General features: G+C 61.8%; 25 protein-coding genes. 6 read left to right on the forward strand and 19 right to left on the reverse strand.

Annotation, left to right across the window (positions count from 1 at the left end):
- Window positions 1–6 precede the first annotated feature (6 nt).
- The gene (locus CO666_RS03000) at window positions 7–252 is read right to left on the reverse strand and encodes a DUF2164 domain-containing protein (protein WP_097610674.1); all 246 of its coding nucleotides are present in this window, start codon (window positions 250–252) and stop codon (window positions 7–9) included.
- Between the two features lie 132 nt (window positions 253–384).
- Here CO666_RS03000 and CO666_RS03005 point away from each other — a divergent pair, with 132 nt between their 5' ends.
- On the forward strand, window positions 385–1,116 hold the full coding sequence (locus tag CO666_RS03005; protein WP_097610675.1) for an AzlC family ABC transporter permease: 732 nt from the start codon (window positions 385–387) through the stop codon (window positions 1,114–1,116).
- Window positions 1,117–1,119: 3 nt separating this feature from the next.
- Window positions 1,120–1,428, forward strand: coding sequence for an AzlD family protein (locus CO666_RS03010; protein WP_097610676.1), 309 nt, complete (start codon window positions 1,120–1,122; stop codon window positions 1,426–1,428).
- A 12-nt stretch (window positions 1,429–1,440) separates the two neighbouring features.
- Here CO666_RS03010 and CO666_RS03015 read toward each other — a convergent pair whose 3' ends face one another.
- Complete coding sequence (locus tag CO666_RS03015) at window positions 1,441–3,276, reverse strand: aminopeptidase P family protein (protein WP_097610677.1); 1,836 nt, start codon at window positions 3,274–3,276, stop codon at window positions 1,441–1,443.
- A gap of 278 nt (window positions 3,277–3,554) precedes the next feature.
- Between CO666_RS03015 and CO666_RS34005 the strand changes: the two genes are divergently transcribed.
- Window positions 3,555–3,728 (forward strand): hypothetical protein, encoded by a 174-nt coding sequence (locus CO666_RS34005; protein WP_010068771.1) that lies wholly within the window; start codon window positions 3,555–3,557, stop codon window positions 3,726–3,728.
- A gap of 425 nt (window positions 3,729–4,153) precedes the next feature.
- Here the strand turns inward: CO666_RS34005 and CO666_RS03020 are convergent, their stop codons facing one another.
- Both CO666_RS03020 and CO666_RS03025 read right to left on the reverse strand, forming a co-directional pair.
- Window positions 4,154–5,032: a 50S ribosomal protein L11 methyltransferase gene (locus CO666_RS03020; protein ID WP_097610678.1), complete on the reverse strand. Its 879-nt coding sequence runs from the start codon at window positions 5,030–5,032 to the stop codon at window positions 4,154–4,156.
- 68 nt (window positions 5,033–5,100) lie between these two features.
- Window positions 5,101–5,703, reverse strand: coding sequence for an SCO family protein (locus tag CO666_RS03025; RefSeq protein WP_097610679.1), 603 nt, complete (start codon window positions 5,701–5,703; stop codon window positions 5,101–5,103).
- Window positions 5,704–6,026: 323 nt separating this feature from the next.
- Here CO666_RS03025 and CO666_RS03030 point away from each other — a divergent pair, with 323 nt between their 5' ends.
- Window positions 6,027–6,497 carry a chemotaxis protein CheW gene (locus CO666_RS03030; RefSeq protein ID WP_085737779.1) on the forward strand — a complete coding sequence of 157 codons (471 nt, stop codon included), beginning with the start codon at window positions 6,027–6,029 and terminating at the stop codon, window positions 6,495–6,497.
- 271 nt (window positions 6,498–6,768) lie between these two features.
- On the opposite strand, the gene CO666_RS03035 is transcribed toward CO666_RS03030, so the two are convergent.
- Both CO666_RS03035 and CO666_RS03040 read right to left on the reverse strand, forming a co-directional pair.
- The gene (locus CO666_RS03035) at window positions 6,769–7,260 is read right to left on the reverse strand and encodes a CreA family protein (RefSeq protein WP_097611017.1); all 492 of its coding nucleotides are present in this window, start codon (window positions 7,258–7,260) and stop codon (window positions 6,769–6,771) included.
- Between the two features lie 78 nt (window positions 7,261–7,338).
- Window positions 7,339–7,929: a 3'-5' exonuclease gene (locus CO666_RS03040; RefSeq protein ID WP_085737781.1), complete on the reverse strand. Its 591-nt coding sequence runs from the start codon at window positions 7,927–7,929 to the stop codon at window positions 7,339–7,341.
- A gap of 271 nt (window positions 7,930–8,200) precedes the next feature.
- On the opposite strand from CO666_RS03040, the gene CO666_RS03045 reads away from it, so the two are divergent.
- Complete coding sequence (locus tag CO666_RS03045) at window positions 8,201–8,737, forward strand: GNAT family N-acetyltransferase (protein ID WP_097610680.1); 537 nt, start codon at window positions 8,201–8,203, stop codon at window positions 8,735–8,737.
- Here the strand turns inward: CO666_RS03045 and CO666_RS03050 are convergent.
- From CO666_RS03050 to CO666_RS03100, 10 genes are all read right to left on the reverse strand, one after another.
- The gene (locus tag CO666_RS03050) at window positions 8,734–9,111 is read right to left on the reverse strand and encodes a helix-turn-helix domain-containing protein (RefSeq protein WP_097610681.1); all 378 of its coding nucleotides are present in this window, start codon (window positions 9,109–9,111) and stop codon (window positions 8,734–8,736) included. The two genes, CO666_RS03045 and CO666_RS03050, sit on opposite strands and share 4 nt — an antisense overlap.
- A complete protein-coding gene (locus CO666_RS03055) occupies window positions 9,111–9,407 on the reverse strand; it encodes a type II toxin-antitoxin system HigB family toxin (RefSeq protein ID WP_097610682.1) in 297 nt (98 codons plus the stop codon). Before CO666_RS03055 ends, CO666_RS03050 begins: the two co-directional genes overlap by 1 nt.
- A gap of 41 nt (window positions 9,408–9,448) precedes the next feature.
- Window positions 9,449–11,605: an NAD-dependent DNA ligase LigA gene (gene ligA, locus CO666_RS03060; RefSeq protein ID WP_097610683.1), complete on the reverse strand. Its 2,157-nt coding sequence runs from the start codon at window positions 11,603–11,605 to the stop codon at window positions 9,449–9,451.
- Between the two features lie 516 nt (window positions 11,606–12,121).
- The gene (gene recN, locus CO666_RS03070) at window positions 12,122–13,795 is read right to left on the reverse strand and encodes a DNA repair protein RecN (RefSeq protein WP_097610684.1); all 1,674 of its coding nucleotides are present in this window, start codon (window positions 13,793–13,795) and stop codon (window positions 12,122–12,124) included.
- A gap of 5 nt (window positions 13,796–13,800) precedes the next feature.
- Window positions 13,801–14,670, reverse strand: coding sequence for an outer membrane protein assembly factor BamD (locus CO666_RS03075; protein ID WP_174824440.1), 870 nt, complete (start codon window positions 14,668–14,670; stop codon window positions 13,801–13,803).
- A 268-nt stretch (window positions 14,671–14,938) separates the two neighbouring features.
- Window positions 14,939–15,895: a UDP-3-O-acyl-N-acetylglucosamine deacetylase gene (lpxC, locus tag CO666_RS03080; RefSeq protein ID WP_097610685.1), complete on the reverse strand. Its 957-nt coding sequence runs from the start codon at window positions 15,893–15,895 to the stop codon at window positions 14,939–14,941.
- 261 nt (window positions 15,896–16,156) lie between these two features.
- Window positions 16,157–17,872 (reverse strand): cell division protein FtsZ, encoded by a 1,716-nt coding sequence (gene ftsZ, locus CO666_RS03085; RefSeq protein ID WP_097610686.1) that lies wholly within the window; start codon window positions 17,870–17,872, stop codon window positions 16,157–16,159.
- Between the two features lie 56 nt (window positions 17,873–17,928).
- Entirely contained in the window at window positions 17,929–19,260 is a 1,332-nt protein-coding gene (ftsA, locus tag CO666_RS03090) for a cell division protein FtsA (RefSeq protein WP_003565034.1), read from the reverse strand.
- Window positions 19,257–20,189, reverse strand: a complete 933-nt coding sequence (locus CO666_RS03095; protein WP_085737786.1) for a cell division protein FtsQ/DivIB — start codon at window positions 20,187–20,189, stop codon at window positions 19,257–19,259. Before CO666_RS03095 ends, ftsA begins: the two co-directional genes overlap by 4 nt.
- Window positions 20,177–21,103: a D-alanine--D-alanine ligase gene (locus CO666_RS03100; RefSeq protein WP_097610687.1), complete on the reverse strand. Its 927-nt coding sequence runs from the start codon at window positions 21,101–21,103 to the stop codon at window positions 20,177–20,179. The genes CO666_RS03095 and CO666_RS03100 overlap by 13 nt, the downstream gene beginning before the upstream one ends.
- A gap of 447 nt (window positions 21,104–21,550) precedes the next feature.
- Here CO666_RS03100 and CO666_RS03105 point away from each other — a divergent pair, with 447 nt between their 5' ends.
- Window positions 21,551–22,480 (forward strand): NAD-dependent epimerase/dehydratase family protein, encoded by a 930-nt coding sequence (locus tag CO666_RS03105; RefSeq protein WP_097610688.1) that lies wholly within the window; start codon window positions 21,551–21,553, stop codon window positions 22,478–22,480.
- A gap of 3 nt (window positions 22,481–22,483) precedes the next feature.
- On the opposite strand, the gene murB is transcribed toward CO666_RS03105, so the two are convergent.
- Genes murB through murG form a run of 3 tightly spaced genes read right to left on the reverse strand, consistent with a single transcriptional unit; the run spans window position 22,484 to window position 25,991 of the window.
- Window positions 22,484–23,458 carry a UDP-N-acetylmuramate dehydrogenase gene (gene murB / locus CO666_RS03110; RefSeq protein WP_097610689.1) on the reverse strand — a complete coding sequence of 325 codons (975 nt, stop codon included), beginning with the start codon at window positions 23,456–23,458 and terminating at the stop codon, window positions 22,484–22,486.
- Window positions 23,455–24,870 (reverse strand): UDP-N-acetylmuramate--L-alanine ligase, encoded by a 1,416-nt coding sequence (gene murC, locus CO666_RS03115; RefSeq protein WP_097610690.1) that lies wholly within the window; start codon window positions 24,868–24,870, stop codon window positions 23,455–23,457. The genes murB and murC overlap by 4 nt, the downstream gene beginning before the upstream one ends.
- On the reverse strand, window positions 24,867–25,991 hold the full coding sequence (gene murG / locus CO666_RS03120) for an undecaprenyldiphospho-muramoylpentapeptide beta-N-acetylglucosaminyltransferase (RefSeq protein ID WP_097610691.1): 1,125 nt from the start codon (window positions 25,989–25,991) through the stop codon (window positions 24,867–24,869). The genes murC and murG overlap by 4 nt, the downstream gene beginning before the upstream one ends.
- Window positions 25,992–25,995: the final 4 nt, after the last annotated feature.

A 25,995-nucleotide genomic window follows, 5' to 3' on the forward strand; every position in this document is an offset into this window, starting at 1 on the left:
AGGAAGCTAGAATTTTCTTTCCCTCTCAAGAAGGTCAATATCCTCGGCGACATCTTCCATCCTCGCCAGCAAGGCGGCTTGGGCGTCCCTTAAGCCTCGATTGTAGAAGTCCGGCCCGATCTGCTGGGCGAAGAAATCGAGCAGGAATTCGGCCGGCAATGCGCCGATAGGGTCGAGCTCCCGGTCGAAATAAGCGCGGATGCGCGAAACGAGCTCAGCCTTTTCTTCCTTGGAAAATTCGATCTTTTTCATGCGTGCCTCTTTGCCGGATGCGCTCAGGACTTTGATGGTTCAGCGAAATCGATTGGTCAATCAACGAAATTCAATTGCCGCCGCAGGCCTTAGATCATAAGGAAAACCCGAATTTCCAACAGGATCACCCACATGAATCGCGCCGACTTTGTTGAAGGTTTGCGGGGCGGCTCGGCCGTTGCGCTGGCATCGGCGCCCTTTGGCGCCCTGTTCGGCGCTCTTGCGGTCGAAAACGGCATGTCGCTCGCAGAGGCCGCCTTCATGAGCGCCACCGTCTATGCCGGAGCCAGCCAGATGGTCGGCATCGAACTCTTCGGCCATAACGTCCATGCCTGGCTGATCGTGCTGTCGATCCTCGCCGTCAATTTCCGTCATGTGCTCTATTCGGCGGCCTTGGCGCGCTACATCGGCCATTTCACACCGCTGCAGAAATTCTTCACATTCTTCCTGCTCGTCGATCCGCAATTTGCCGAGGCCGCCAAGCGTAGCGAAACCGGCCGGCCGTTGACCTTCGCCTGGTATTTCGGCTTCGGCATCATCATCTACATCCCCTGGATCCTCATCAGCATCGCCGGCGGCGTGCTCGGCAAATTCATCGGCGACCCCAAGGCGATTGGTCTCGATATCCTGCTGCCGGCCTATTTCCTCGGCATCGTCCTCGGCTTCCGCAAGCGCGATAATTTCCTGCCGGTGGCGCTCGTCAGCGCCGTGGCATCCGTGCTCGCCTATCGCTATGTCGGCTCACCCTGGCATGTCAGCCTGGGGGCTGCTGCCGGCATCGTGCTTGCCGCCTTGCTGTCGCCGCCGCCGAAAGAGCTGGATCTCGAAGCCGACGCGCTTCAATCCGAAGTGCACGAGGTCTGAGCCATGGAATTCGATCTTCACATGGCGCTTGTCATCCTCGCCGCAGCAGCAGCCACCTTCGCCACCCGCATCGGCGGCTATATCCTCATCACCCGGATGAAGAGCATTCCGCCACGTATGGAAGCGGCGCTGAACGCCGTGCCGGCCGCCGTGCTGACGACGCTGGTCGCACCGGCCTTCTTCATCGGCGGATGGGAATCGAAGCTGGCGCTGATCGTCGCCCTCTTCGTCGGCCTGCGCTTCAGCCATACATGGATGCTGGTTGCCGCCTGGATCGTCGTGATGATCTGGCGCCATGCCGGCGGCTTCTGAGCCAGTATTCTCCTAATACTCCAGCGGCAGCGTGGCGTTTTCGAGCCATGCCCTGATATCGCGATCGTGGATCAGCGGCATCAGCGCCTCGCATGTGCGGCGGTGATAGTCGTTGAACCAGTGCAACTCGTCGTGGGTCAGAAGCTCAGGAATGACGAGACTGCGGTCGATCGGGCAGAAGGTCAGCGTTTCGAAGCCGAGCATAGGCGCATCGCCGCCATCGATCTCCTCGGCGCCGCGCACATAGACCAGGTTCTCGATGCGGATGCCGAAGCTGCCGGGCCGATAATAACCCGGCTCGTTGGAAAGGATCATGCCGGGCAGCAGTTCGTGCGTCGAAAGCCTGGAAATGCGCTGTGGCCCCTCATGCACCGAGAGATAAGAGCCGACGCCATGGCCCGTACCATGAGCGAAATCGGCGCCGGCCCGCCACAGAGCGATGCGCGCCAGCGGATCGAGGTCGCAGCCGCGCGTACCCTTCGGGAAACGCGCCGTACTGATCTGGATCATCCCCTTCAGCACCAGCGTGAAGAAGCGCCGATGCTCTTCCGAGACCGTACCAATGCCGACGGTGCGGGTGATGTCGGTCGTGCCGTTGATATATTGCGCGCCGGAATCGATCAGGAAGAGTTCGCCCGCCTCGATCATCCGGTTGGTCTCGGTCGTCACCCGGTAATGCATGATCGCCGCATGTTCGCCGGCGCCCGAAATCGTGTCGAAGGAAAGATCCTTCAGCGGGTTCTGCATGCTCTCGCCGACGCGAGCCCGCGTCGCTTCGAGATATTCGGCGGCGGCGATTTCGTTCACCGTGCCGGGCTTCGTTTGTGATAGCCAATAGAGGAATTCCACCATCGCCGCCCCGTCCTGCAGGTGCGCGGCCGCCGAGCCGTTGATCTCGACGTCGTTTTTCACCGCGCGCGGCAGCTTGGCGGGGTCGGCGCCTTCCACCACCTCGCCGCCGGCCTTGCGGATGATCTCAGCCAGCGCGTAGGAGGCGATATCGGGATCGATCAATATGCGGCCGCCGTCCCTGGAAACGGCGGAAAGCCTCTCTTCCAGCGCCGAGGGCGGCAGCTGCGTCGAGATCTGCCCGAGATAGGCTTCGGGCGCGATGCCAGTCTTGCGCTTGTCGAGGAAAAGCTCAGCCCGCCCGTCGGCATGGATGATGGCGCGCGCCAAGGGATGTGGCGTGTGAGGCACATCGGCGCCACGGATATTGAAAGTCCAGGCGACCGAGGAAGGATCGGCGATCAGCACTGCAGAAAGGTTCTTCTTCGAAAGATCGGCTGCGATCGTCGCGATCTTGTCGCTTGCCAGCACGCCTGCCTGGGCGACGTTCTGGATGCTGACGGCGCCGAGCGGCTCGGCCGGCCGGTCGCTCCAGAGCCTGTCGAGCGGGTTATGCGGCAGGAAGACCAGCGCCCCGCCGATCTGCGAAAGCGCCCCTTCCAGACGACGCACCTCGGCACCGGCATGCAGCCAGGGATCGATGCCGAGTCGCAGGCCCTTGGCGCCGTTGGCGCCCAGCCAGAGATGCGGCGGCTCATTGACGAGATCGCCGCCCGTAAAGACCGAACCGTCGACCTGTTCGGCAAGCTGCGTCACATAACGCCCGTCGACGAAGACGATTGCCTGCGTGCGCAGGATCAGCGCAATGCCGGCTGAACCCGTGAAGCCCGTCAGCCATGCCAGGCGTTCCGAACATGCCGGAACATATTCGCCATTGAACTCATCGGCGCGCGGCACAAGGAAGGCGTCGATGCCGAGCGAATCGAAAGCAGCGCGCAGCGCCGATACGCGATCCCTGCCGAAATGCGGCGTGGAAGTGACCTCGAAAGACTGGAACATGCTGGAAAACCCGAATGGTTGAGACGAATCCGGTTAAGGGGATGCCAGCCATGTTATCGAAATTTCAACCGATGGGGAGAAAAAGCGACGAAACGAGTCGAAACCCCTTGGCCACTCAACATTTTGACAGAACTGTGACGCCAAAAGTTAATTTGGCACGCTTTATGCATTGGCCGCATGGCTCCCATGAGCGAAACCCTCTGCCTCCGCATTTCAGAATAGCTATATAAGCGTCATCGAACGGTTCGCGATGAACCGGCAACAAAGGATTTTTTGAAATGACCGCCTCTCTCTCGCGCTTCGCATATGGCAGCCCGGTGCAGGCTGGCGAACGCCAGACCGTACGTCACGTGATCGGCGCCCGCCGCCCGCAGAATGAGGACAGCCTCAAGCTGCTCGGCGCCGGCCAGCGCGCCGCACGCCACAAGGGCGCCCCCAGCTACGCGTTCTAAGTCTGAAAGCCCGTCCGTCTCCTCCCTCCCGGACCGGCCTATTGGAACGCAGTAGAGCTCGCTCGAGCCCTCCTCCCCTTGAGCTCGCGAGCATTGACCGGATAGACCGGTCCAAGGCGGTGCCATCGGCGCCGCCTTTTTTATTGGGCTGGTGAGGGCTTTCTTGTCTTCAGGGCGGCGTAAGGAGCGGCTTCGTTTCTATAGGTGCGCAGACATCTCCCCACCCTCATCGCTGTGCTCGTCACAGGGATCCAGTGCGTCCAAGTCCTTGGGCGCGGGAAACTCTCTTCAGGGTCACGGAGTCATTCACCGCGCAGACGCGCGGTGGCTGGATTCCTGTGACAGGCACAGGAATGAGGGTGGGAAATGCCTTGCCCCAAACCAAACGCATCCTGCAGACATCCCCTCGCCGACAACTCAGAAAATCAAAGCCGATCGAAGTGAATCGTCACCCAGCCATTGCGCCAGATCGTCCTGACATGGCGAAGCCGCGCCCCGCTATAGGCGGCAATTACCTTCCAGCGCTGCGCGGCCAGAATCCCTGAAAGAATGACCGAACCGCCGGGCGCCAGATGCGTCGCAAGCTGCGGCGCCATCTTGATCAGCGGCCGGGCGAGAATATTGGCGATGATGAGATCGAAGGGGCCGTGCTCGGAAAAAGCCGTCGAATGAAAGCCCGGCGCGGTCCGGGCGACGATGCCGGAGGCGATGCCGTTGCGGCGCACGTTCTCGGCCGCCACCCGCGTTGCGACCGGATCAATGTCGGTGGCAAGGACCGGAATGTTCTTGAGCTTGCGCACCGCGATCGCCAGCACGCCGCTGCCGGTGCCGAGATCGAGCGCGTTGCGGACCGGGCGGGAGCGCACCACGGCGTCGATCACCTCCAGGCAGCCTGCCGTCGTGCCGTGATGGCCGGTACCGAAAGCCTGGCCGGCATCGATCTCGATGGCGATATCGCCGGGGCGGACCTTGTCACGGTCATGCGAGCCGTGCACCAGAAAGCGCCCGGCCCTGACGGGCTTCAGTCCCTCCAGCGATTTCACCACCCAGTCGACATCGGGGATGACTTCCCGCTGCAGCCGGGCATCGGGAAAGGCGCCCTTGAGAGCTGCCTCGACGCGGGAGCGCACATCGGCCTCGTCCTCGGTCATCATATAGATCGAGGCTTCCCAAATATCTTTCTTCTCATCAATTTCGGTGGTGCCGATGGCAAAGTCTTCTTCGCCGAAGACTTCGCTCAGAAGGTCGAGGATCTCTTCGGCCTTGCTTTCGGTCGTCGTCACGTAAAGGCGGATTTCACTCACGATAGGCGGTCTTTCCCGTTGCCGTTGCCCGCCACCGATCGAGCCGACGCCCTGTCATGCGCAAGCCGTCATCCCTTGTTGACGAGATTCTCCAGCTTCTTTACCGCCGTGTCCGGGTTTTCGCCATAGGCGATCGTTCCGGAAAACCGGCCGGCCGAATCGAGCAGGAAGACCGAAGCGGTGTGATCCATCGTATAGTCGCCGTTCGGATCCTTCTCGTCGACCGGCACTTTCTTGGCGTAGACGCGGAACCCCTTGATCACCTCGGCGATCTTGTCGGGCGGACCCGAAATGCCGGTGATGCGCTTGGAAACATTGGAGACATATTCGTTCATGATCTCGGGCGTGTCACGCTCTGGATCGACGGTCACGAAATAGGCCTGCAGCTTGTCACCCTTGGGATCGACCTTCTCCATCCAGCCGTTCAACTCGAAAAGCGTCGTCGGGCAGACTTCCGGGCAATGGGTGAAGCCGAAAAACAGCGCCGTCGGCTTGCCGCGCAGCGCCTCTTCGGTGATCGGCTGCCCGCTCTGGGAAACCAGGGTGAAGGGTACGCCGAAGGGCGGTTCCGCCACGACGTCGCCGGACATCGTGGGATAGAACCGAACCGCGCCGAGAACGCCGGCAAGTATCAGGACACCGACCCAGACGGCGATGCGGAATTTCTTCATTGGCATGATCCTCGATCCCGGCGGATATTTTCCGCCCACCCTTGCCCCGCGTGATTATAGCCCCGACCGGACGCGCGCAATTCAACAATATGTTTTCTGACCCGTGATTAATTGTCTCATCGGCAGTTGCCATCTGCAGCGGGAAATTCGCTCGCCGAAATTGGCACGGATCGAAAATGCCATGTGTTTGAATAGTTTGCCTTCAGAGCGCCGGACAATCCGCAAACACATATCGTTAGGAAAGACTTAAGCGGTCACATCTATATTTAACGGCGGTTCCGCATCGCCGCTCCCACTGGGGACAACTGGGAAGAATTCTGATCATGAACAACAACAATGCCATCAAGCAGTCGGGTGCTTATCTCGAAATCGTTTCGTTCCATCTGGGCGATCAGGAATTCTGCATCGACATCATGGCCATCCGCGAAATCCGCGGCTGGGCGCCGGTGACGCCGATGCCGCACACCCCGCCCTACGTGCTGGGCCTCATCAACCTGCGCGGCGCGGTTATCCCGGTCATCGACATGGCCTGCCGCCTCGGCATGAAAATGACCGAGCCCTCCGAGCGCTCGGCGATCATCGTCACCGACATCGCCGGTAAGCTGGTCGGCCTCTTGGTCGAACAGGTTTCCGACATGATGACCATCAAGAGCGAAGACCTGCAGCCGCCGCCGGAAATCATCCCGGAAGCCCAGCGCGCCTTCTGCCGCGGCATCGTCGCACTGGAGAAGACCATGGTCTGCTTCCTGAACCTCGACACTGTCATCGCCGACGAGCTGAATCAGGCGGCTTGATCCTATCTGGACATAGAATTCAGAGGCCCGGTTCGTCCGGGCCTTTTTTGTTTTGCTATGGTGCGTGAACGGATCTGGCTCAGCCTTAGGAAAACCCCTCCCCAACCCCTCCCCACAAGGGGGAGGGACTCACCTGGGGCTCCGCCTCGTTCCTTCTCGAAACGGCGCAGATATGGAAAGGGGGTGCGGCAGTTTAAGCCCCTCCCCCTTGTGGGGAGGGGTTTGGGGCGGGGTCTTCAGCCTCGATAGAGAAGTCGGAACTTCGCCACCCTCACGGCTTCCCATTCTTCCACGTCACGTTCTGCCCATAGAGCGGAATGGTCGAGATCGACATCTTCGCCGAACCATCGGTCAACTCGCGCGAATGGGCGAGGTAAATCAGCGTGTCGTTGGTCTTGTCGTAGATGCGGTTCACAACAAGCGTCTTCCAGATCAGCGACATGCCTTGCCGGAACACTTCGCTGCCATCTTTGGATAGGTCGATATTGCCGATCTCGATCGGCCCCGTCTGCCGGCAGGCGATGGAATTGTTGGAGGGATCTTCGAACCAGTTACCGTTCTTGAACCGATCGATCAGGCTGCGGTCGAAATAGGTAACATGGCAGGTGACGCCCTTGACCTCGGGATCGGAGACCGCCTCGACGATGATGTCATTGCCGATCCAGTCGACCCCGACCTTGCCGACGACTTCGGCCGAAACGGTGCCGGCGGAAAGGGCGGCGAAGGAAAAGGCAGTGAGAAAAAGCGTGTTGAGTTTGGACATGGCGGCTCCCTGGATGATCCGCATTCTAGATAAGCATGCGCCCATGCTTTGCAAGAAATGGTGCCCCGGGGGAAGCGATCAGCCTTTCCGGCAGGTGCAGGGCTCGTAGGCCCGCGCCGTCAACCGTCCGGGCTTCATACCGATCAGCGCCGGTATGGCGTGAACGGCGTTGGCCTTCACCGCCTTGGCCATCTCGATCGCTGCGGCCGCGCAGACAGCGGCATCTTCGGCGGCATTATGGTGTACGAAGCGCAGACCGAGATGCTCGGCAATCAGGTTCAGCCGGTGCGACAGGAAATGCGGCCAGATCCGCTGCGCCATCTTCAGACTGCAGAGATAGGTCAGTTCCGGATAAGATTGCCGATAATGATCGAGGCTCGCCCGCCAGACGCTGAAATCGAAGGCGGCATTATGTGCAATCATCGTCGCGCCGCTGATATCTTCGTGGAACTCGTCCATCACCTCGGGAAATTCCGGCGCATCCTCGACATGCTCCGGCCGGATGCCGTGGATCGCAATGTTCATCCCGGAAAAGCGCATCTCCCGCGGGCGGATCAGCCGTTCCTCGACGCGCGTCACCCTGCCCTCCTCGATCCAGGCAAGCCCGACGGAACAGGCGCTGCCACGCTGTTCATTGGCTGTCTCGAAATCGATGGCAATGGTCTTCAAGGGTAAAATCCGAATCGTCTGCCCTACCGGAATAATCATAGCCGTTGGCGAAGGCAAATTCGCAGCCTGTTGACATCCGCACGCAAATGGGGAAACTTTTGTGCATGATCAACTCTGTGACATCAACCATGCATCATATCGCCACGACCCTTCCAGGGTACGCGGGAGCGATGGTGCGTCACTAGCCGTTCGATCATCCCGAGAACCCTGCCGAGGCGAGCAGGGTTTTCGAAATCCGGCTCTCCTCCTCAAAACCCAAGGAGAGCGTCCCATGTCTGAAAACGAAGAGAATGAACCCCGCGGCCGAGCGCGCCTGCCGGACGACGTCGTCGTGCGCGCCGTCCGTCTTTCCGATGCCGAAGAGATCACCGATCTCATCAATTTGCCGGGCTACCGGGCCGGCACCCTGCGGCCGCCGTACCAGCGTATCGAGGAAGTCCGCAAGCACATGGAGAACCCCGCGCCGGGCGCGCTCAGCCTCGTCGTCACCCTGAATGGCAAGATCGTCGGCAATTGCGGCCTCAACCGCCTCTCCGGCCGCCGGCAGCACGTCGCCAGCATCGGCATGGGCGTGCATGACGACTTCACCGGCCGCGGCTTCGGGCGCATCCTGCTCGGCGCCATGGTCGACGCCGCCGATGACTGGCTCGACGTCAAACGGCTGGAATTGACCGTCTACACCGACAACGAGGCCGCGATCTGGCTCTACGAGAAGTTCGGCTTCGAGAAGGAAGGGCTTCTGCGCTCATTCGGCTACCGCGCCGGCGAGTATGTCGATGCCTATAGCATGGGGCGGCTAAGAGCCTAAGCAACCGCCAGGCGATAAGGTTTGACGAGGCATTCGGCGGGCACGCCCCATGCCTCGTTGAGTTTGAAAATCATGTCGACAGTCAAGGCACGCTTGCGATGCAGGATTTCCGAAGCGCGGGAGCGCGAACCCAGAATCTCGCCGAGATCAGCCTGGCTGCGGCCGGCCATTTCCATGAAGACATACAGAAAATCCACCGGTTCCAGTTCGACCGTGGGGAAATGCCGGTTTTCATAGGCTTCAATGAGATCGGAAAGCACGTCGAACCTGTCCGCATCCGCCGAGCCTCGCAACGGCGGATTGTCGAAATATGGAGCGACTTCGCCAAGCGCCCATTCCAGATCGCCATCGCTCCTGATCGGCCTTATGTCCATTACACAGTCTCCGGATCAATTCTGTCATATTCGGCATGCGTACCAACAAACTTGATCAATACACGCCGGTAGGCATAGGCAACGTGCACGATGAGGCGGTACTTGTTTCCGCCGATATCGAAAATCACCCTGTTGTCGCCGACAAAATCCACGTTGGCACCGAACATCCTTTTGATATCCGCCGGTCCCGCCCATTCCGCTTTGCTGACAACAGCGTGCCAGACACCGAGGGGCGCTTTAGCTTGCGGGTGCAACTGCCAAAACGCGCGCAATGTCGACTTGGCGATCACCTGCATGGAGAAACATATTCCCAATACGGGAACAAATCAAGCATCAGTCACCCGCCAATCAGCGCCAGCCACTCGTCCTCGTCCATCGTCTGCACGCCGAACTCGCGCGCCTTGTCGAGCTTGGAGCCGGCGCCGGGGCCAGCGACGACGATGTCGGTCTTCTTGGAGACCGATCCCGCCACCTTGGCGCCGAGGCTTTCGGCCCTCGCCTTCGCCTCGTCGCGGGTGAATTTTTCCAGTGAGCCGGTGAAGACCACGGTCTTGCCGGCGACCGGACTGCCTGCCGTCACCGGCTGTTCGGCCTCCTCCGGCGTCACCTCGCCGAGCAGGCGGCCGATCACCTCGATATTGCGCGGTTCCTTGTAGAATTCGACCATGGCGCGGGCCACGACCTCGCCGATGCCCTCGATGGCGTTGAGATCGTTCCAGGCGTCACCGGAGAGCGGTGCGGCCTCCTTCATGACAGTCGCAAAGGCCTCATAGGTGCCGTAGGAGCGTGCCAGCAGCTTGGCCGTCGTTTCACCGACATGACGGATGCCGAGCGCGTAGATGAAGCGGTGGAGCGCAATGCTGCGGCGTTCGTTGATCGCCGCATAGAGCTTGCCGACGCTGACCTTGCCAAAGCCATCGATATTCTCCAGCTTGGTCAGCGATTGCTGCTGGCGCTTCTCCAGCGTGAAGATCTCGGGCGCGGTGCGGATCTGCAGCGACGGATCCTCGTTTTCGAAGAAAAAGTCGATCTGTTTCGAACCCAACCCTTCGATATCGAAGGCATTGCGCGAGACGAAGTGCTTCAGATGCTCGGTCGCTTGCGCCCGGCAGATGAAGCCGCCGGTGCAGCGGCGCACCGAATCCATTTTGCCGGTCTTCTCGTTGACCTCGCGGACCGCATGCGAGCCGCAGACCGGGCAGGTCTTCGGAAACTCGTAAGAGCCGGCGTCGGCTGCACGTTTTTCCATTACCACGTCGAGGATCTGCGGAATGACGTCGCCGGCGCGCTGGACGATGACGGTATCGCCTTCGCGGATATCGTGATCATCAGGCCGAATGCGCTCGCCGCTATTGCCGATGCCCTTGATGTAGTCCTCGTTATGCAGCGTCGCATTGGTGACGACGACGCCGCCGACGGTGACCGGCTTCAACCGCGCCACCGGCGTCAGCGCCCCGGTACGGCCGACCTGGATTTCGATCTTCTCGACCTCGGTAAAGGCCTGCTCGGCCGGAAATTTGTGCGCCGTCGCCCAGCGCGGACTGCGTGAACGGAAGCCGAGGCGCTGCTGCAACTCAAGACTGTCGACCTTGTAGACGACGCCGTCGATGTCGTAATCGAGATCCGGACGCTCGAGGCCGATCTCGTCGTAATGCGCCAGGATATCGGCGACCGAATTCAGCCGCTTCATCAGCGGATTGACCGGAAACCCCCAATCCTTGAATGTCTGCACCATGCCGAACTGTGTATCAGCCGGCATGTCGGACATCTCGCCCCAGGCATAGGCGAAGAATTTCAGCTTGCGGCTCGCCGTCACCTTGGCGTCGAGCTGGCGCAGCGATCCGGCGGCCGTATTGCGCGGATTGACATAGGTCTGCTTGCCTTCCGCCTCCATCTGCCGGTTCAGCGCCAGGAAGTCGCTCTTGGCCATATAGACCTCGCCGCGGATCTCGACAACCGCGGGCACACCCTTCGGCAGTTGGTTCGGAATCTCGGCAATGGTGCGGATATTGGCGGTGACGTTTTCCCCCGTCGTGCCGTCGCCACGCGTCGCAGCCGTCGTCAGCCGGCCGTTCTCGTAGCGGATCGACATCGAGAGGCCGTCGATTTTCGGCTCGGCGGTAAAGGCGATCGACTGGTCCGGCAGGCGGCCGAGGAAGCGATAGACGCTGGCGACGAAATCCTGCACGTCTTCCTGCGAAAACGTGTTATCGAGCGACAGCATCGGCCGTGCATGGACGACGGGCGAAAAGGTGATGGAGGGTGCTGCACCGACACGCCGCGACGGACTGTCGTCGCGGATCAGCTCGGGAAACCGTGCTTCCAGCGCATCGTTGCGGCGCTTCAGCGCGTCGTAATCCGCATCCGAAATCTCCGGCCGGTCCTTGCCGTGGTAGAGCGCATCGTGATGCGCGATCTCCTTTGCCAGCCGCTCAAGCTCGGCGGCAACCTCTTCGATCGTCAACGTGTCGACGGCGGAACCTTCGGTGGACATGGAATATCACTCCAGGGAATCTGGCCAGAAATCTGCATTGTTTTTAGAGCAAAATCGCCGGATGAAAAGAGAGGCCGTGTATGTCTCATCGGGAAGATTGGCCTACCCATCCTGTTCCCAATCGCTCGCAATACGTAGCCGGATGCCGGACGTACATACGAGCGCTCATCTCTCGGCCCTCATCCCCTTCCTCGGGCTTTGCCCGAGGGATGTCACAGGGATCCAGCGTGCCCAAGTCCTTGGGCACGGGAGACTCTTCATTCGACGTCATTCACGGCGCAGACGCGCCGTGGCTGGATTCCTGTGACGAGCACAGGAATGAGGGAGATCGGGGTAAGCGTCGCGCCCAATTTCATGCCGGCGAATTGTGCAGGTAGGCCGAAGCATCATGCAGGCGCATAACAAAATCCTACCCAGCCTATTCCCAATCGCTGACATTGGCAACGGATCGCCGCTGATCGGAATGTCACGGATAGCGCGAAGCGAGACGCTCGTCACCGCCGACGGTGCTGGAAATCACCCGTTGCCGGCCAGCAGCCGCTTCGCCGCCGCCCTCGCCTCTTCGGTCACCGAAGCGCCGGCCAGCATGCGGGCGATCTCTTCGGTGCGATCCTTGTGCGCCATCGTCGCCACGCGTGTCGCGATCTTTTCCGATCCCTCGGCCGCCGGTCCCTTGGAAATCAACAGATGCGTCGCCGCCCGTGCGGCGACCTGCGGCGCATGCGTGACCGACAGCACCTGCACCCGCTCCGACAGCCGCTTCAGCCGCTGGCCGATCGCATCGGCCACGGCGCCGCCGACACCGGTATCGATTTCGTCGAAGACGAGCGTCGGGGCCGAGCCGCGATCGGCGAGCGCCACCTTCAGCGCCAGCAGGAAACGCGACAGTTCGCCGCCGGAGGCGACCTTCATGATCGAGCCCGGCCGCGTGCCCGGATTGGTCTGGACATGGAATTCGACCACATCGATGCCCTCGGCCAGCGCCTCGTGTGCATCCGTGGTGATCTCAACCATGAAGCAGGCCCGCTCGAGCTTCAGCGCCGGCAGCTCGGCCATGACGGCCGCAGCCAGTGCGGTGCCGGCGTGATGACGCTTGTCGGAGAGCGCGCGCGCCGCCGCATCGTAATTTTCCCGGGCCAGGCCGACCTCGGCTTCAAGCCGCGCAAGCCGCTCCTCGCCCGCATCGAGATCGGCGAGATCGGCGATCATGCGGACGGCAAGCGCCGGCAATTCGGTGACGGGCACGGAATATTTGCGCGAGGCGGCCCTCAGCGCAAAAAGCCGCTCCTCCACCCGCTCCAGCTCCCTCGGATCGTATTCGGTCTTGCGCAGTGCCGCCTCGACTTCCATCTGCGCGTTGGAAAGCTGGTCGAGCGCGGCATCAAGCAGTGTCACCGTGTCTTCGAGCAGGCCCGGCGCCTCATGGCTCTTGCGCTCCAGCCGGCGCACCAGCGAGGCGATATGCGGCACCGGCGACGCATTGCCGTTCAGGAACTCGGACGCTTCGGCGATATCGCCGGCGATTCGCTCGGCCTTCATCATTTTCTGGCGGCGGTCCGCGAGCTCGTCTTCCTCGCCATCCTGCGGCGAGAGCTTCTCCAACTCTTCGACGGAGGCGCGGAGGTAATCGGCTTCGCGCGCCGCACCTTCCACCTTCTCGCGATGTTTTTTCAGCGTCCGCTCGCTGTCGCGCCACAGGCGGTACAGGCGGGAAACCTCCGAGACTTCGTCGGCAAGGCCGGCGAAGGCGTCGAGCAGCGTGCGGTGGGCATTGGTGTCGACAAGGGCGCGGTCGTCATGCTGACCGTGGATTTCGACCAGCATCTGGCCGACCTGGCGCATCAGCTGCACACTGACCGGCTGGTCGTTGACATAGGCCTTGGTGCGCCCATCCGCCGATTGCTGGCGGCGGAAGATCAGGTCGCCTTCGTCGTCAATGCCGTTTTCACGCAGCAGCACGCGGGCGCCATGATCCATGCCGACGTCGAACACCGCCGTCACCTGCCCCTTGTCCTCGCCGTGGCGCACGAGGCCACCATCGCCGCGCCCGCCGAGCGCCAGCGAAAGACTGTCGAGCAGGATGGATTTTCCCGCCCCGGTCTCGCCCGTCAGCACGGAAAGACCGGTCTCGAAGGCAAGATCCAGCCGCTCGATCAGGACGATATCGCGGATCGAAAGCTGGATCAGCATTGGACTTATGAACCGAGCAGGAGTTTCTTGCCTGCCGCAGCGATCCAAGAGCCCTTGTTTTCCCGCGGCTCGGCGCCACCGGTCTGCAGCAGCTTATAGGAATCGGCGTACCACTGGCTGTCGGGATAATTGTGACCGAGAACGGCAGCGGCCGTTTGTGCCTCGTCGACGATGCCCATCGCGTAATAAGCCTCGACGAGACGCGCCAAGGCCTCTTCGATCTGGTTCGTGTTCGGATATTTCTCGACAACGATACGGAAGCGCGAGATCGCAGCGAGATATTCCTTCCGCTCCATGTAGTAGCGGCCGATCTGCATTTCCTTGCCGGCGAGCTGATCGCGCGCAAAGCGGATCTTCGCCTGTGCATCGTCGACATATTCGGAGTTCGGATAATTGTCGATGACGGCCTGCATCGCCTCGATCGTCTTTGCCGAGGCGCGCTGGTCCTGCGTCACGTCGACGATCTGCTTGGAATAGGTGAGACCGATGAGATACTGCACATAGGCAGCATCCTGGGACTTCGGATATTGCGACATGTAGCGGTTGCCCGATGCAAGCGCATCGTCCAGGCGGCCCTGCCGATATTTGACGAAGGTGCTCATCACGAGCGCCTTGCGCGCCCATTCGGAGAACGGGTTCTCGCGGTCGATCGCGTCGAACTTGCGCGCCGCTTCCGCCATATTGCCGGCCTTCATGTTGGCAAGGCCCTGGGTGTAGAGCACGTCAGGCGGATCGGTTTCGAGGCCGAGTTTGGTGATGTCGATATCGGGGTCCGACTGGCAGCCCGAGATCGCGGCGCCTGCGCTGAGCACCAGAAGCGATGCGAACAAAGCGCGCGCTGTCTTCATCATACCTTCAGATCCTGCATAACCCATTCGAAAGAACCCCACTGCCGCCGCTCGCTCCACGGCAGCCACGCCTCGCTGGCGTTTCTAGCCACAAATGTGCATCGAGAGCAACGCAATGATAAGGCATTAACGCATTTTTGTGGCAGCAGCCGCCAGAATGACCGGCTTTTCCTCTTCTCTCCACGCTGTGGCAGCTAAGCAACTGCGATAAAACACCTATCGCCGCAGCCTCGCACCGACATAAAAAAACCGCCTCCGGGAAAGAGGCGGCCTGGTCTTGAGAATATGCTGGAGGTCATGCCGACCAGGGAGCGAATTCGGAAGCGCTGACCGCAATCAGTTCGCGGGCAGCGACGCGCTGGCGCGGCGTCGACGTCTCCACCACCTCGTAGGCGGAGGGATCGGCGAGCAGCGCCTTCAGCGCATTGGCATTCATCTTGTGACCGCCGCGATAGGAACGGTAGCAGCCGATGAACTGGGCGCCGGCGAGCGACAGATCGCCGACGGCATCGAGCGTCTTGTGGCGGACGAATTCGTCCTTGGCGTAACGCAGCCCTTCGACGTTGATGACGGTATTGTCGTCCGAAATGACGACGGAATTTTCAAGCGAGGAGCCGAGCGCGTGGCCCGAAGCCCAGAGCCGCTCGACATCGCGCATGAAGCCGAAGGTGCGGGCGCGGGAAAGCTCGGCCTTGAAGACGGCGGCCGTCATGTCGCCGGCCCACTTCTGCCGGCCGATCAGCGGGCAATCGAAATCGATTTCGACTTCGAAGCGCGTACCGTCATAGGGACGGAATTCGCTCCAGGAGCCGCCGTGTTCGATGCGCACAGGCTTGGTGATACGGATATAACGGCGCTTGACGCCGAGCGAGACGAGGCCAACCTGCTCGATCGCCTCGACGAAGGGCAGCGAGCTGCCGTCCATGATCGGCATTTCGGAGCCCTGCACTTCGATCACCACATTGTCGAGGCCGAGCGCATAGATGGCGGCCATGACATGCTCGATCGTCGCGATCGAATGAGCCGGCGAGAAGCCGAGCACGGTGCAGAGATCGGTATTGCCGACCTGCGAGGAGACGGCCTTGAGTTCGGTGATGTCGCCATTGTCATGCAGGCGCTGGAAAACGACGCCGGTGCCCGATTCGGCCGGGTTCAGGGTGATCGAAACATCAGCGCCGGAATGCACCCCGATGCCCGAAAGCGTCACGGGACGCGATACCGTCGTCTGAAAACCCAGTAAGCCAATAGCCATAAAATCTGCCTTTATTTTTCCGCTCCAGCGGTTGGTGCCACGGCGCGGTTATCATTCCTTCTGCAGAAGGAGCTTTGTCCAGAGGACTCCTACGGCATTTTTCTTGCACCATACTTACGTGCGCCGGCGCTCCAATCCAAATCACTGTTTCTTTCGCTTTGTTACGAAGTCAGGCGATTGAAATCGCTCGCGAATCACAGGCCGAAAAACAGCAATGCCCGGGACCTCGATCCCGGGCATGAATGGTGCTGAAGCAGCCCCTCAATTCGACTGGCGACGCAGGAATGCCGGGATTTCCAGCTGGTCGTCTTCCTGCATCATCCGGGCCTGCGGAACCGCGCGGCCCTGGTCGTCGAGGTTGCCGCGACGCGGTGCGTAGAGGCTTGCCTCCGGCGACAGCGGACGGCGCTGCTGCGAAGCGGCCGGCGGTGCTGCCGTCATGTCGGCGGCAACGGCATCGTCTTCGCGGCGGCCGAGCGAATTGGTGATTCGCTTCAGCAGGCCCATCGGACCGCGCTCTTCCGCGGCATGGGCGGAAGCCGGCTGCGTGCGGTGGTCGAGTTCGGCCTGAACGACAGGCGGGAAATCCTCAACCTTCGGCATGCGCATCGGCTCAGGCGCCTGGCGAATGATCGGCTCCTGCCGGACCGGCTGCTGCTGGACGGGCTGGCTCACCACCGGCTGGCTCATCACGGGCGCCGGAGCTTGCTGCTGCACCTGGGGACGCATGACCGGAGCTTCCGGTGCAGGCGCGAAGATCTTGCTCTGCGGACGGAAGGTTTCCTGCTGTACCACCGGCTGCTGGAGCGGTGCGGCGGCACGCGGGGCCGGGATTTCGAGCTCGCGTTCCATCTCGGCTGCGCGGATGGTCTGCGCGATCGGATCCACGGCCTTCGGTGCCTGCATCACGGGGGCAGGCTGAACTGCGGCCGCTGCCGGAGCAACAGCCGCGGAAGGACGGATAGCAGGCTTTGCGGCCGGCTGGAAATTGCGCTCGGCGGCTTCGCTCACCGCCCGGTCGATGCCGGTCGCGACGACCGAGACGCGGATGATGCCTTCAAGCGATTCGTCGAAGGTGGCGCCGAGAATGATGTTGGCGTCGGGATCGACTTCCTCGCGGATGCGGGTCGCGGCTTCGTCTACTTCGAAGAGGGTGAGGTCGCGACCGCCGGTGATGGAGATCAACAGGCCCTGGGCACCCTTCATGGACGTCTCGTCGAGCAGCGGGTTGGCGATTGCAGCCTCGGCGGCCTGCAGCGCGCGGCCGGAGCCGGAGGCTTCGCCGGTGCCCATCATCGCACGGCCCATTTCGCGCATGACCGAGCGGACGTCGGCGAAGTCGAGGTTGATGAGACCTTCCTTCACCATCAGGTCGGTGATGCAGGCAACGCCCGAATAGAGAACCTGGTCGGCCATCGCGAAGGCGTCGGCGAAGGTCGTCTTGTCGTTGGCAATGCGGAAGAGGTTCTGGTTCGGAATGACGATCAGCGTATCGACAGACTTCTGCAGTTCCTGGATGCCCATCTCGGCCAGACGCATACGGCGGCCGCCTTCGAAATGGAACGGCTTGGTGACGACGCCGACCGTCAGGATGCCCTTGTTGCGGGCGGCCTGTGCGACGACGGGCGCAGCGCCCGTTCCGGTGCCGCCGCCCATGCCGGCGGTGACGAAGCACATATGCGTGCCGTTCAGGTGATCAATGATCTCGTCGATGCACTCTTCGGCGGCCGCACGGCCGACTTCCGGCTGCGAACCGGCGCCGAGGCCTTCGGTGACGTTGGCGCCGAGCTGGATGACCCGTTCGGCCTTCGTCATCGTCAGCGCCTGGGCGTCCGTGTTGGCGACGACGAAGTCGACGCCCTGGAGACCGGCGGTGATCATGTTGTTGACGGCGTTGCCGCCGCCGCCGCCGACGCCGAATACGGTGATGCGCGGCTTCAGCTCTGTGATGTCAGGCTTTTGCAGCTTGATGGTCATGGTACCTGTTCCTTCTCTCTCTGGCCGCATCGCCACGCCGGCCAATTACGCAAATTTCAGAAGCTTTCCTTCAGCCACTGGCCCATCCGGGCTATGCGGCTGTTATTTCCCCCAAGCGACATGAGCAGACCGCTCTGTGACGCATGTGTTTCCATGTCCGCGACCTGCGGATAGATCATCAGGCCGACCGCCGTCGAAAAGGCCGGGCCCTTGGCCGCCGTCGGCAGTCCCGAGACCCCCATCGGACGGCCGATGCGGACGTTGCGGGCAAGGATGCGCCGCGCCACATCGGCAAGGCCGGTCAACTGGCTGGCGCCGCCGGTCAGCACGACGCGCTTGCCGACGATCGGGCTGAAGCCTGAGCGCTGGATGCGGTCGCGGATCAGTTCCATCGTCTCCTCGATCCGGGCCGAAACGATGCGCGAAACCAGCGCCCGCGGCACCTGCGACGGCTGGTCGCGATCATCCTCGCCGATCGGCGGGATCGAAATCAGCTCGCGCTCGTCGGAGGAATTCGAAAGCGCCGTGGCATGCACGACCTTCAGCCGCTCCGCATCCTCGATGCGGGTCGAAAGGCCGCGCGCCAGATCGGTGGTAACGTGATGGCCGCCAAGGCCGACGGCATCGGTATGGACAAGCTTGCCTTCGGCGAAGACCGAAATCGTCGTCGTGCCGCCGCCCATGTCGATGGCCGCACAGCCAAGCTCGACTTCATCGTCGACGAGTGCGGCAAGACCGGATGCATAGGGTGTCGCAACGATTCCTTCCACCGAAAGATGCGCGCGATTGACACTGAGCTCGAGATTTTTGAGCGCCGAGCGTTCCGCGGTGACGACATGCATGTCGACGCCGAGCGCATCGCCGTACATTGCTAAGGGATCGCGGATGCCGCGCTCGCCGTCGAGCGAAAAGCCGGTCGCCAGCGAATGCAGCACCGAACGGTCCTGGCGCAGCGACTGCTGGCAGGCCGCCGACAGCACCTTCTTCAGATCGTTGAGTTCGACTTCCTGGCCGCCGAGATCGATCGTCGCGGTGTAGATGTCGCTGCCGAGGCGGCCGGCCGTCAGATTGACGATCAGGCTCTCGACGGTCAGCCCGGCCATGCGTTCAGCCGCGTCGACCGCCAGCCGAATGACGCCTTCCAGCGCGTCGAGATCTGCAATCACGCCGGTCTTGATGCCGCGGGAGCGCTGGTGGCCGATGCCGATGATCTCGATATTGTGCGTGCGGCCCGGCAGGATCTGGCTTTCCTCGCGCGGCGTCAGCCGGCCGATCATGCAGACGACCTTGGTCGAGCCGATGTCGAGCACCGAAACGACATGCGACCGCTTCGACGAAAGCGGCTTCAGGCGCGGCAATCCGAAATGGGATGAACCGAACAAGCTCATATATTCTGCCCCGCCTTCTTCAATTCCTTGGTACGCTCCGTCACCGCTGCCTGCCTGCGGACCGCCGCCTCCGGCGTCAGCTGGATCGCGGTTCTATCCGACAGCCTGAGATCGACCGCAGCAATGTCCCGCTCCAGGAGCTGGTGTTCCTTGTCGAACTTCGACAGCGTCGCCAGTGCCTGGTCGATACCGTCTTCCGGCAGCTTGACGACGACGCCGTTATCCATGTGCAGGTCCCAGCGACGGCCTGATATCCAGACATAGGCCTTCACACGGGCCTTCACATCGGGCCACTTCGAGAAGGCATCGTCGAGCGAGGCTGCTGCCGTTTCCGCATCGCGGCCGACGACGAGCGGCAGCGCCGAAAACTTGTTGTCGCGCAGCGGCGCAATGACGCTGCCGTTCTTTTCGATCAGCGAAAGCTCCTGCCCGTGCTGCCAGATGGCATAGGCCTGACGCTCCTTGAGCTTCACCTCGATCGTCTTCGGATAGACCTTGCGGACCTCGACGCTTTCGACCCAGGGAAGATGCGCGATCTTCCGGCGAGCGGCATCGACGTCAAGGGCGACCAGCGAGGTCGTGCCGTCGAGGCCGATCAGCTGCAGGATTTCGATTTCGGAAGTCTCCGAATTGCCGGAAACCTTCACGTCCTCGATGGCAAAACCAGCCGCCGTCGTCGTCGCCTGGGCGACGGCTTCCGTGTGACCGCCAAGCGACATGCCGTAAAGCCCGGTCGCAGCCAGGAAAACCAGCGCCGAAACCGTGCCCGTATGGGCGGGGATGTAGATGCGGCCGCTGCCGAGGCTGATCAGGAAGCGGGTGACGCGGCGCAGCGGGCGTGGCAGCACAAATCGCTCTTCGGCTTCCATCATCGGAAGCGCAGCATGATGGCTGGGGCGCCCTATCTTCTTGACCGTCAACGCAAACAAGACGCGTCCTCCACCATCCACCGGAGAAACTCACCAAAGGAATAGCCGGCATGACCGGCCATTTCGGGCACGAGCGAGGTTGGAGTCATGCCTGGCTGGGTATTGACCTCCAGCCAGATGATTTCGCCGTCTTCGGAGAAACGATCGTCGTAACGAAAGTCCGACCGACTGACGCCGCGACAACCGATTGCCTGATGCGCCCTTAGCGCCAATGTTTGTATTTTTTGGTAAATATTCGGTGAAATTTTCGCCGGGATGACGTGTTTTGAACCGCCTGCCGCATACTTGGAATCGTAATCATAAAAATTGTGGCCCTGCGGCACCACCTCGGTGACGCCAAGCGCGGTCTCACCCATGACGCCGCAGGTGAGTTCGCGGCCGTAGACATAGCGCTCGACGAGCACGTCCTCGCCGTAATGCCACTCGGGGGAACTGACGACCTGCGGCGGATGCGCCTGATCTTCCGTGACGATGACGACGCCGAAGCTCGACCCCTCACGCACCGGCTTCACCACATAGGGCGGCTTCATCGGATGCGCCGAGGGAAAAGCGAAACGATTGATGACTTGCGATTCGGCGACCGGAATGCCGGCGGCGGCAGCGACAAGCTTCGCCTTGTCCTTATCCATCGCCAGAGCCGAGGCGAGCACGCCCGAATGAGTATAGGGGATTTCGAGATATTCGAGGATCCCCTGGATCGTGCCGTCCTCACCGAAGGGCCCATGCAGCGCATTGAAGACGACATCCGGCTTCAGCGCCGCGAGTTTCTCGGAAACGTCACGCGCCACATCGATGCACGTCACCTTGAAGCCTCCGGCTTCGAGGGCCTCTGCGCAAGCCTTTCCCGAGGAAAGGCTGACCGGCCGTTCCGAGGAAAATCCGCCCATCAGGACAGCGACATGCTTGCGACTCATCAACACCCCCAAAAATAACTTCCATTCTCGAAATCGACGCTTGCGCGAAGCTGTCGGCACCGTTTCAGACCCTTGTCCGATCTGGCTGCAGTAGAGCATCATTATGGTTAATGAAGTGTTTACTTTCGTTAACTTCCTCTTGCCGCGCCTGCGATTTTTTAACTTTCGCTTCGTCGGACTACCGAAGCCAAGGTGCTTGCCGATCCATTGGCACAAAAGCGCCAACGCGGAAAAACCGCGCCGGCTCAATGGGATACCCCGATGTCTTGCAGTCAGTCGACGGCGTCGAGGAACGTCCACACCAGCCCACCGAGTGCCCTGTTGGAAAACGATGCAATCCAGAACAGCCAGAGCTGCTGGCCCGCAGCGGAAAACCTCGGCGATTTTTATTGATGCGATCATCAGTTCCGGCTAGCCAGAATTCTGCTCCAGCATAGGGAAAAGATCATGCGATGCCTCATCACCGGCGCAGCCGGGTTTGTCGGCCGTCCCCTCGTCGAAAGACTGCATAAGGAGAGCATCTCAGAGCTTTCGGTGACGACGCGCTTGGCGGCCTCAGCCTTCCCTGGGGATATCAGGCATTTTCCCATCGAGATGACCGAGGCGACCGACTGGACGCCGGCTCTTCAGGGCATGGATGTCATCGTCCATCTCGCCGCCCGCGTTCACATCATGAACGACCGGGCGGCCGACCCGCTTGCGGAATTCCGCCGAACGAACACTGCCGCCACGTTGAATCTTGCCGAACAAGCCGCCCGCGCCGGCGTAAAGAGGTTCGTCTTCATCAGTACCATCAAGGTCAACGGCGAAGAGAACGACCGGCCGTTTCGCCACGACGACACGCCGAAGCCCATCGATCCCTACGGCATTTCGAAGCTGGAATGCGAGATCGGCTTACGCGAAATCGCCGCCCGCACGGGCATGGAAACCGTCGTCATTCGCCCGCCGCTGGTCTACGGCCCCGGCGCCAGGGGCAACTTCGCCCTGCTCGTCAGCCTTGTCCGTAAAAGACTGCCGCTCCCCTTCGCTTCGCTGAAGAACCGCCGCACCTTGGTCGCGGTGCAAAATCTCATCGACCTGATCATCACGTGCATGGCGCATCCCGCCGCCGCAGGCGAGACGTTTCTTGCCGGAGATGGAGAGGATCTTTCAACGCCTGGGCTCATCGAGGGAATTGCCGCAGGGCTGGGCGTCAAGCCGGTGTTGCTTCCCCTCCCACCGATATTGCTGCACATGGCTGCGAAGGCGGTGGGAAAGGACGCCGTCTATCAGCGTCTTTGCGGCTCGCTGCAGGTCGACATATCCCAAGCGCGCAACGTTCTCGGCTGGTCGCCCATCGTCACGCCGCGCGAAGGTCTGAAGCTTGCCGTGACGTAAAACCTATTCGCTGGTGACGCCGTGGAACGGGCGCACTTCGCGGCCGGGCATGAAGACGCCGAGGCGCTTGATTTCCCATTCAAGCTTGATGCCCTCTTTCTCGAAGACCTCGCGGCGCACCTGTTCGCCGAGATATTCGAGATCGTAGCCGGTCGCCTGTCCCATGTTGATCATGAAGTTGCAGTGAAGCGACGACATCTGCGCACCGCCGATGACGAGGCCGCGGCAGTCTGCTTCGTCGATCAGCTTCCAGGCTGAATGGCCCGGCGGGTTCTTGAAGGTCGAGCCGCCGGTCTTTTCGCGAATCGGCTGCACCGTCTCGCGGTGATTGCGAACGGCGTCCATCTCGGCGCGGATCTGGGCGCGCTCTTCCGGATAGCCCTCGAACAGCACCGATGTGAAGATCAGGTCGGCGGGGGCCGTGGAATGCCGGTAGGAATAGCCCATCTCGGCATTGGACAGCACATGTTTGTTGCCCTTGCGGTCGACCGCGTTGACCTCGATCAACCGCTCGCGCGTCTCCACGCCGTTGGCCCCGGCATTCATGCGCGCCGCGCCGCCGATGCTGCCCGGAATACCGTAGAAGAAATGAAAGCCGCCAATACCGTTGTCCATCGCCATCGCCGCCACATGCTTGTCGGGGCAGATGGTGCCGGCCAGAATGCGGTTTTCGCCGGCAAGTTCGACGAAGCCGAACCCTTTGGCCGACAGGCGCAGCACGACGCCGGGAATGCCGCCGTCACGCACCAGAATGTTGGAGCCGACGCCGACCACCGTCAGCGGCACCTCTTCCGGCAAGATCTTCAGGAAGGCGACGAGATCATCGATGTCATGCGGCTGGAACATCAGCTCGGCGAGGCCACCGGCCCGGAACCAGGTGACGCGGTCCATGGGAGCATCCGGTGTGATACGGCCGCGGATATCCTTTACACCGTCCCCGAGAGACGCGAGAAGCTTTTCCCCATTTACCTGTTTCATGCGGACTTTCCCGATAGGCCTTCCAGTTGCTTGGGCAGCGCCGCCGCCCAGGATGTGATGCTCCCAGCCCCCAACAGAACCACGAAATCGCCAGGCTTTGCAACCTCCGCAACCATCTGCGGCAGAAGTTCCGCCGAGGTGAGAAAACGGGCGTCGCGATGGCCGCCGGATTTGATCCGCGAGACGAGTGAAACGGAATCGATGCCTTCGATCGGATCTTCGCCCGCCGCATAAACCGGCGCGAGGAAAATGCTGTCGGCATCGTTGAAGCAGGCGGCAAATTCCTCGAACAGGCTTGCAAGGCGGCTATAGCGGTGTGGCTGGTGGACCGCAATGATCCGGCCCTTGCAGGCTTCGCGGGCTGCCTTCAGCACCGCCTTGATCTCGACCGGATGGTGGCCGTAATCGTCGAAGATCTGCACCCCGTTCCATTCGCCGGTCAGCGTGAAACGACGCTTGACGCCGCCGAAGGAGGCAAGCCCCTTGGCGATATCGGCATTCGAGATGCCGAGCCGGTTGGCAACGGCGATCGCCGCCGTCGCGTTAGATATATTATGGCGCCCGGGCATCGGCATGACCAGCCCCTTGAGCTCGATCAACTGGCCGGTGCGGCGGCGGCGGATTGCGACATCGAAGATCGAGCGCGTGCCGTCGATGCGCACATTGGTGAAACGCACGTCGGCCTGCGGGTTCTCGCCATAGGTGATGATCTTGCGATCCTCGATGCGGCCGACCAGCGCCTGCACCTCGGGATGGTCGAGGCACATGACGCCGAAGCCGTAGAACGGCACGTTCTCGACGAACTGCCGGAAGGCGGCGCGCACGGCATCGAAATTGCCGTAATGGTCGAGATGCTCCGGGTCGATATTGGTGATGACGGCGACATCGGCCGGAAGCTTCAGGAAGGTGCCGTCCGATTCGTCGGCCTCGACCACCATCCACTCGCCCTCGCCCATGCGGGCATTGGTGCCGTAGGCGTTGATGATGCCGCCATTGATGACGGTCGGGTCGAGCCCGCCGGCTTCGAGCAATGTGGCGACCAGCGACGTGGTCGTCGTCTTGCCATGCGTGCCGCCGATAGCGATCGCATTGCGGAAACGCATCAACTCGGCAAGCATTTCAGCGCGGCGCACCACCGGCAGCAGCTTTTCGCGCGCGGCGATCAGTTCCGGATTGCTCTTCTTGATCGCCGTCGAGACGACGACGACTTCGGCCTCACCCAGGTTTTCCGCCCTATGACCGACGAAGACCTCGATGCCCTTGTCGCGCAGCCGCTGGACATTGGCGCTGTCGGCCTGGTCCGATCCCTGCACCTTGTGGCCGAGATTGTGCAGCACCTCGGCGATACCGCTCATGCCGATGCCGCCAATGCCGATGAAATGGACGAGACCGATCGCCTTCGGCAGTTTCATGCGCGTGTCCTCTTGAATTCCGCTATTGTCCGTTTGGCGGCAATAGCCTCAACCATGTCGGCAAGCAAGTTCGCGGCATCGGGTTTTCCAGCGAGTTTCGCCGCCGCCGCCATATGCGCAAGCTTTTCCGGATCGTTCATCACAGCCGTCAGGATCGCCGCGATCTTCTCTGGCGAAAGCTCCGACTGGGCAATGACCTTCGCTCCGCCGGTGGCCGCCAGCGCGGCGGCATTCGCCGCCTGGTCATGATCGAGAGCATGCGGGTAAGGCACGAGCACCGCAGGCCGGCCGATGACGGAGATTTCCGAAACCGTCGACGCGCCGGAACGGCAGATGACAAGGTGCGCCTTCGCCAGCCGCTCAGCCATGTCGGTGAAGAAGGGGGCGATATCGGCGCCCATCTCCAGCTTGGCGACACAGCCGCTGACCATTTCCATATCCTCGGGGCGCACCTGCTGGGTGATGCGCAGGCGCAGGCGAAGCGCGTCGTCGAGCAGGCTGATCGCCGTCGGCAGCGCCTTGGAGAAATATTGCGCGCCCTGGCTGCCGCCGAAGACGACGAGATTGAAGGCCTCGCCGGAATGCGAAGGCGTGTAAGGCACCTCGGCGGCGGCGATGACCGCCGGGCGAACCGGATTGCCCGTCGTCACCGTCTTCTCGGGGAAAGCAGCGCCCCCCTCCGGCAGGAAGCCGCCGGCGATACCCTGTACGCGGGTCGCCAAGGCCTTGTTGGCGCGGCCCATCACGGCATTCTGCTCATGGATCATCGAGGGCACGCCGAGCCGGGTGGCGGCAAGCAGCGGCGGCACGGTGGGATAGCCGCCGAAACCGACGACAATGACCGGCCGCAGCCGCTGGATCAGTGCCTTCGCCGCCCGCATGCCGCTCCACAGCGTCCACAGCGAGCGGGCGACGGCAACCGGGTTTTTCGAGCCGATCGTCGCCGATGGCACGACATGGATCTCCTCGGCCGGGAACTTGCCGGCATAACGCTCGGCCCGGCTGTCGGTGACGAGATGCACCGAATAGCCCCGCTCCTTCAGCTTGAAGGCCAGCGCCTCCGCCGGGAACACATGGCCGCCGGTCCCCCCGGCGGCAAGCAGCACGATGCCTTTGCTCATAATC

This window comes from Rhizobium chutanense, assembly GCF_002531935.1.
GTDB lineage: Bacteria > Pseudomonadota > Alphaproteobacteria > Rhizobiales > Rhizobiaceae > Rhizobium > Rhizobium chutanense.

Bases quoted from the DNA above. Each gene is read 5' to 3' on its own strand.
- CO666_RS03045 (WP_097610680.1), top strand. From the start codon at position 8,201: ATGTCTGAAAACGAAGAGAATGAACCCCGCGGCCGAGCGCGCCTGCCG.
- CO666_RS34005 (WP_010068771.1), top strand. From the start codon at position 3,555: ATGACCGCCTCTCTCTCGCGCTTCGCATATGGCAGCCCGGTGCAGGCT.
- CO666_RS03050 (WP_097610681.1), bottom strand. From the start codon at position 9,111: ATGGACATAAGGCCGATCAGGAGCGATGGCGATCTGGAATGGGCGCTT.
- CO666_RS03075 (WP_174824440.1), bottom strand. From the start codon at position 14,670: ATGGGTTATGCAGGATCTGAAGGTATGATGAAGACAGCGCGCGCTTTG.
- ftsZ (WP_097610686.1), bottom strand. From the start codon at position 17,872: ATGACCATCAAGCTGCAAAAGCCTGACATCACAGAGCTGAAGCCGCGC.
- recN (WP_097610684.1), bottom strand. From the start codon at position 13,795: ATGCTGATCCAGCTTTCGATCCGCGATATCGTCCTGATCGAGCGGCTG.
- CO666_RS03015 (WP_097610677.1), bottom strand. From the start codon at position 3,276: ATGTTCCAGTCTTTCGAGGTCACTTCCACGCCGCATTTCGGCAGGGAT.
- CO666_RS03010 (WP_097610676.1), top strand. From the start codon at position 1,120: ATGGAATTCGATCTTCACATGGCGCTTGTCATCCTCGCCGCAGCAGCA.
- CO666_RS03030 (WP_085737779.1), top strand. From the start codon at position 6,027: ATGAACAACAACAATGCCATCAAGCAGTCGGGTGCTTATCTCGAAATC.
- CO666_RS03035 (WP_097611017.1), bottom strand. From the start codon at position 7,260: ATGTCCAAACTCAACACGCTTTTTCTCACTGCCTTTTCCTTCGCCGCC.
- murG (WP_097610691.1), bottom strand. From the start codon at position 25,991: ATGAGCAAAGGCATCGTGCTGCTTGCCGCCGGGGGGACCGGCGGCCAT.
- CO666_RS03025 (WP_097610679.1), bottom strand. From the start codon at position 5,703: ATGAAGAAATTCCGCATCGCCGTCTGGGTCGGTGTCCTGATACTTGCC.
- murC (WP_097610690.1), bottom strand. From the start codon at position 24,870: ATGAAACTGCCGAAGGCGATCGGTCTCGTCCATTTCATCGGCATTGGC.
- murB (WP_097610689.1), bottom strand. From the start codon at position 23,458: ATGAAACAGGTAAATGGGGAAAAGCTTCTCGCGTCTCTCGGGGACGGT.
- CO666_RS03005 (WP_097610675.1), top strand. From the start codon at position 385: ATGAATCGCGCCGACTTTGTTGAAGGTTTGCGGGGCGGCTCGGCCGTT.
- CO666_RS03000 (WP_097610674.1), bottom strand. From the start codon at position 252: ATGAAAAAGATCGAATTTTCCAAGGAAGAAAAGGCTGAGCTCGTTTCG.
- lpxC (WP_097610685.1), bottom strand. From the start codon at position 15,895: ATGGCTATTGGCTTACTGGGTTTTCAGACGACGGTATCGCGTCCCGTG.
- ligA (WP_097610683.1), bottom strand. From the start codon at position 11,605: ATGTCCACCGAAGGTTCCGCCGTCGACACGTTGACGATCGAAGAGGTT.
- CO666_RS03100 (WP_097610687.1), bottom strand. From the start codon at position 21,103: ATGAGTCGCAAGCATGTCGCTGTCCTGATGGGCGGATTTTCCTCGGAA.
- CO666_RS03105 (WP_097610688.1), top strand. From the start codon at position 21,551: ATGCGATGCCTCATCACCGGCGCAGCCGGGTTTGTCGGCCGTCCCCTC.
- CO666_RS03055 (WP_097610682.1), bottom strand. From the start codon at position 9,407: ATGCAGGTGATCGCCAAGTCGACATTGCGCGCGTTTTGGCAGTTGCAC.
- ftsA (WP_003565034.1), bottom strand. From the start codon at position 19,260: ATGAGCTTGTTCGGTTCATCCCATTTCGGATTGCCGCGCCTGAAGCCG.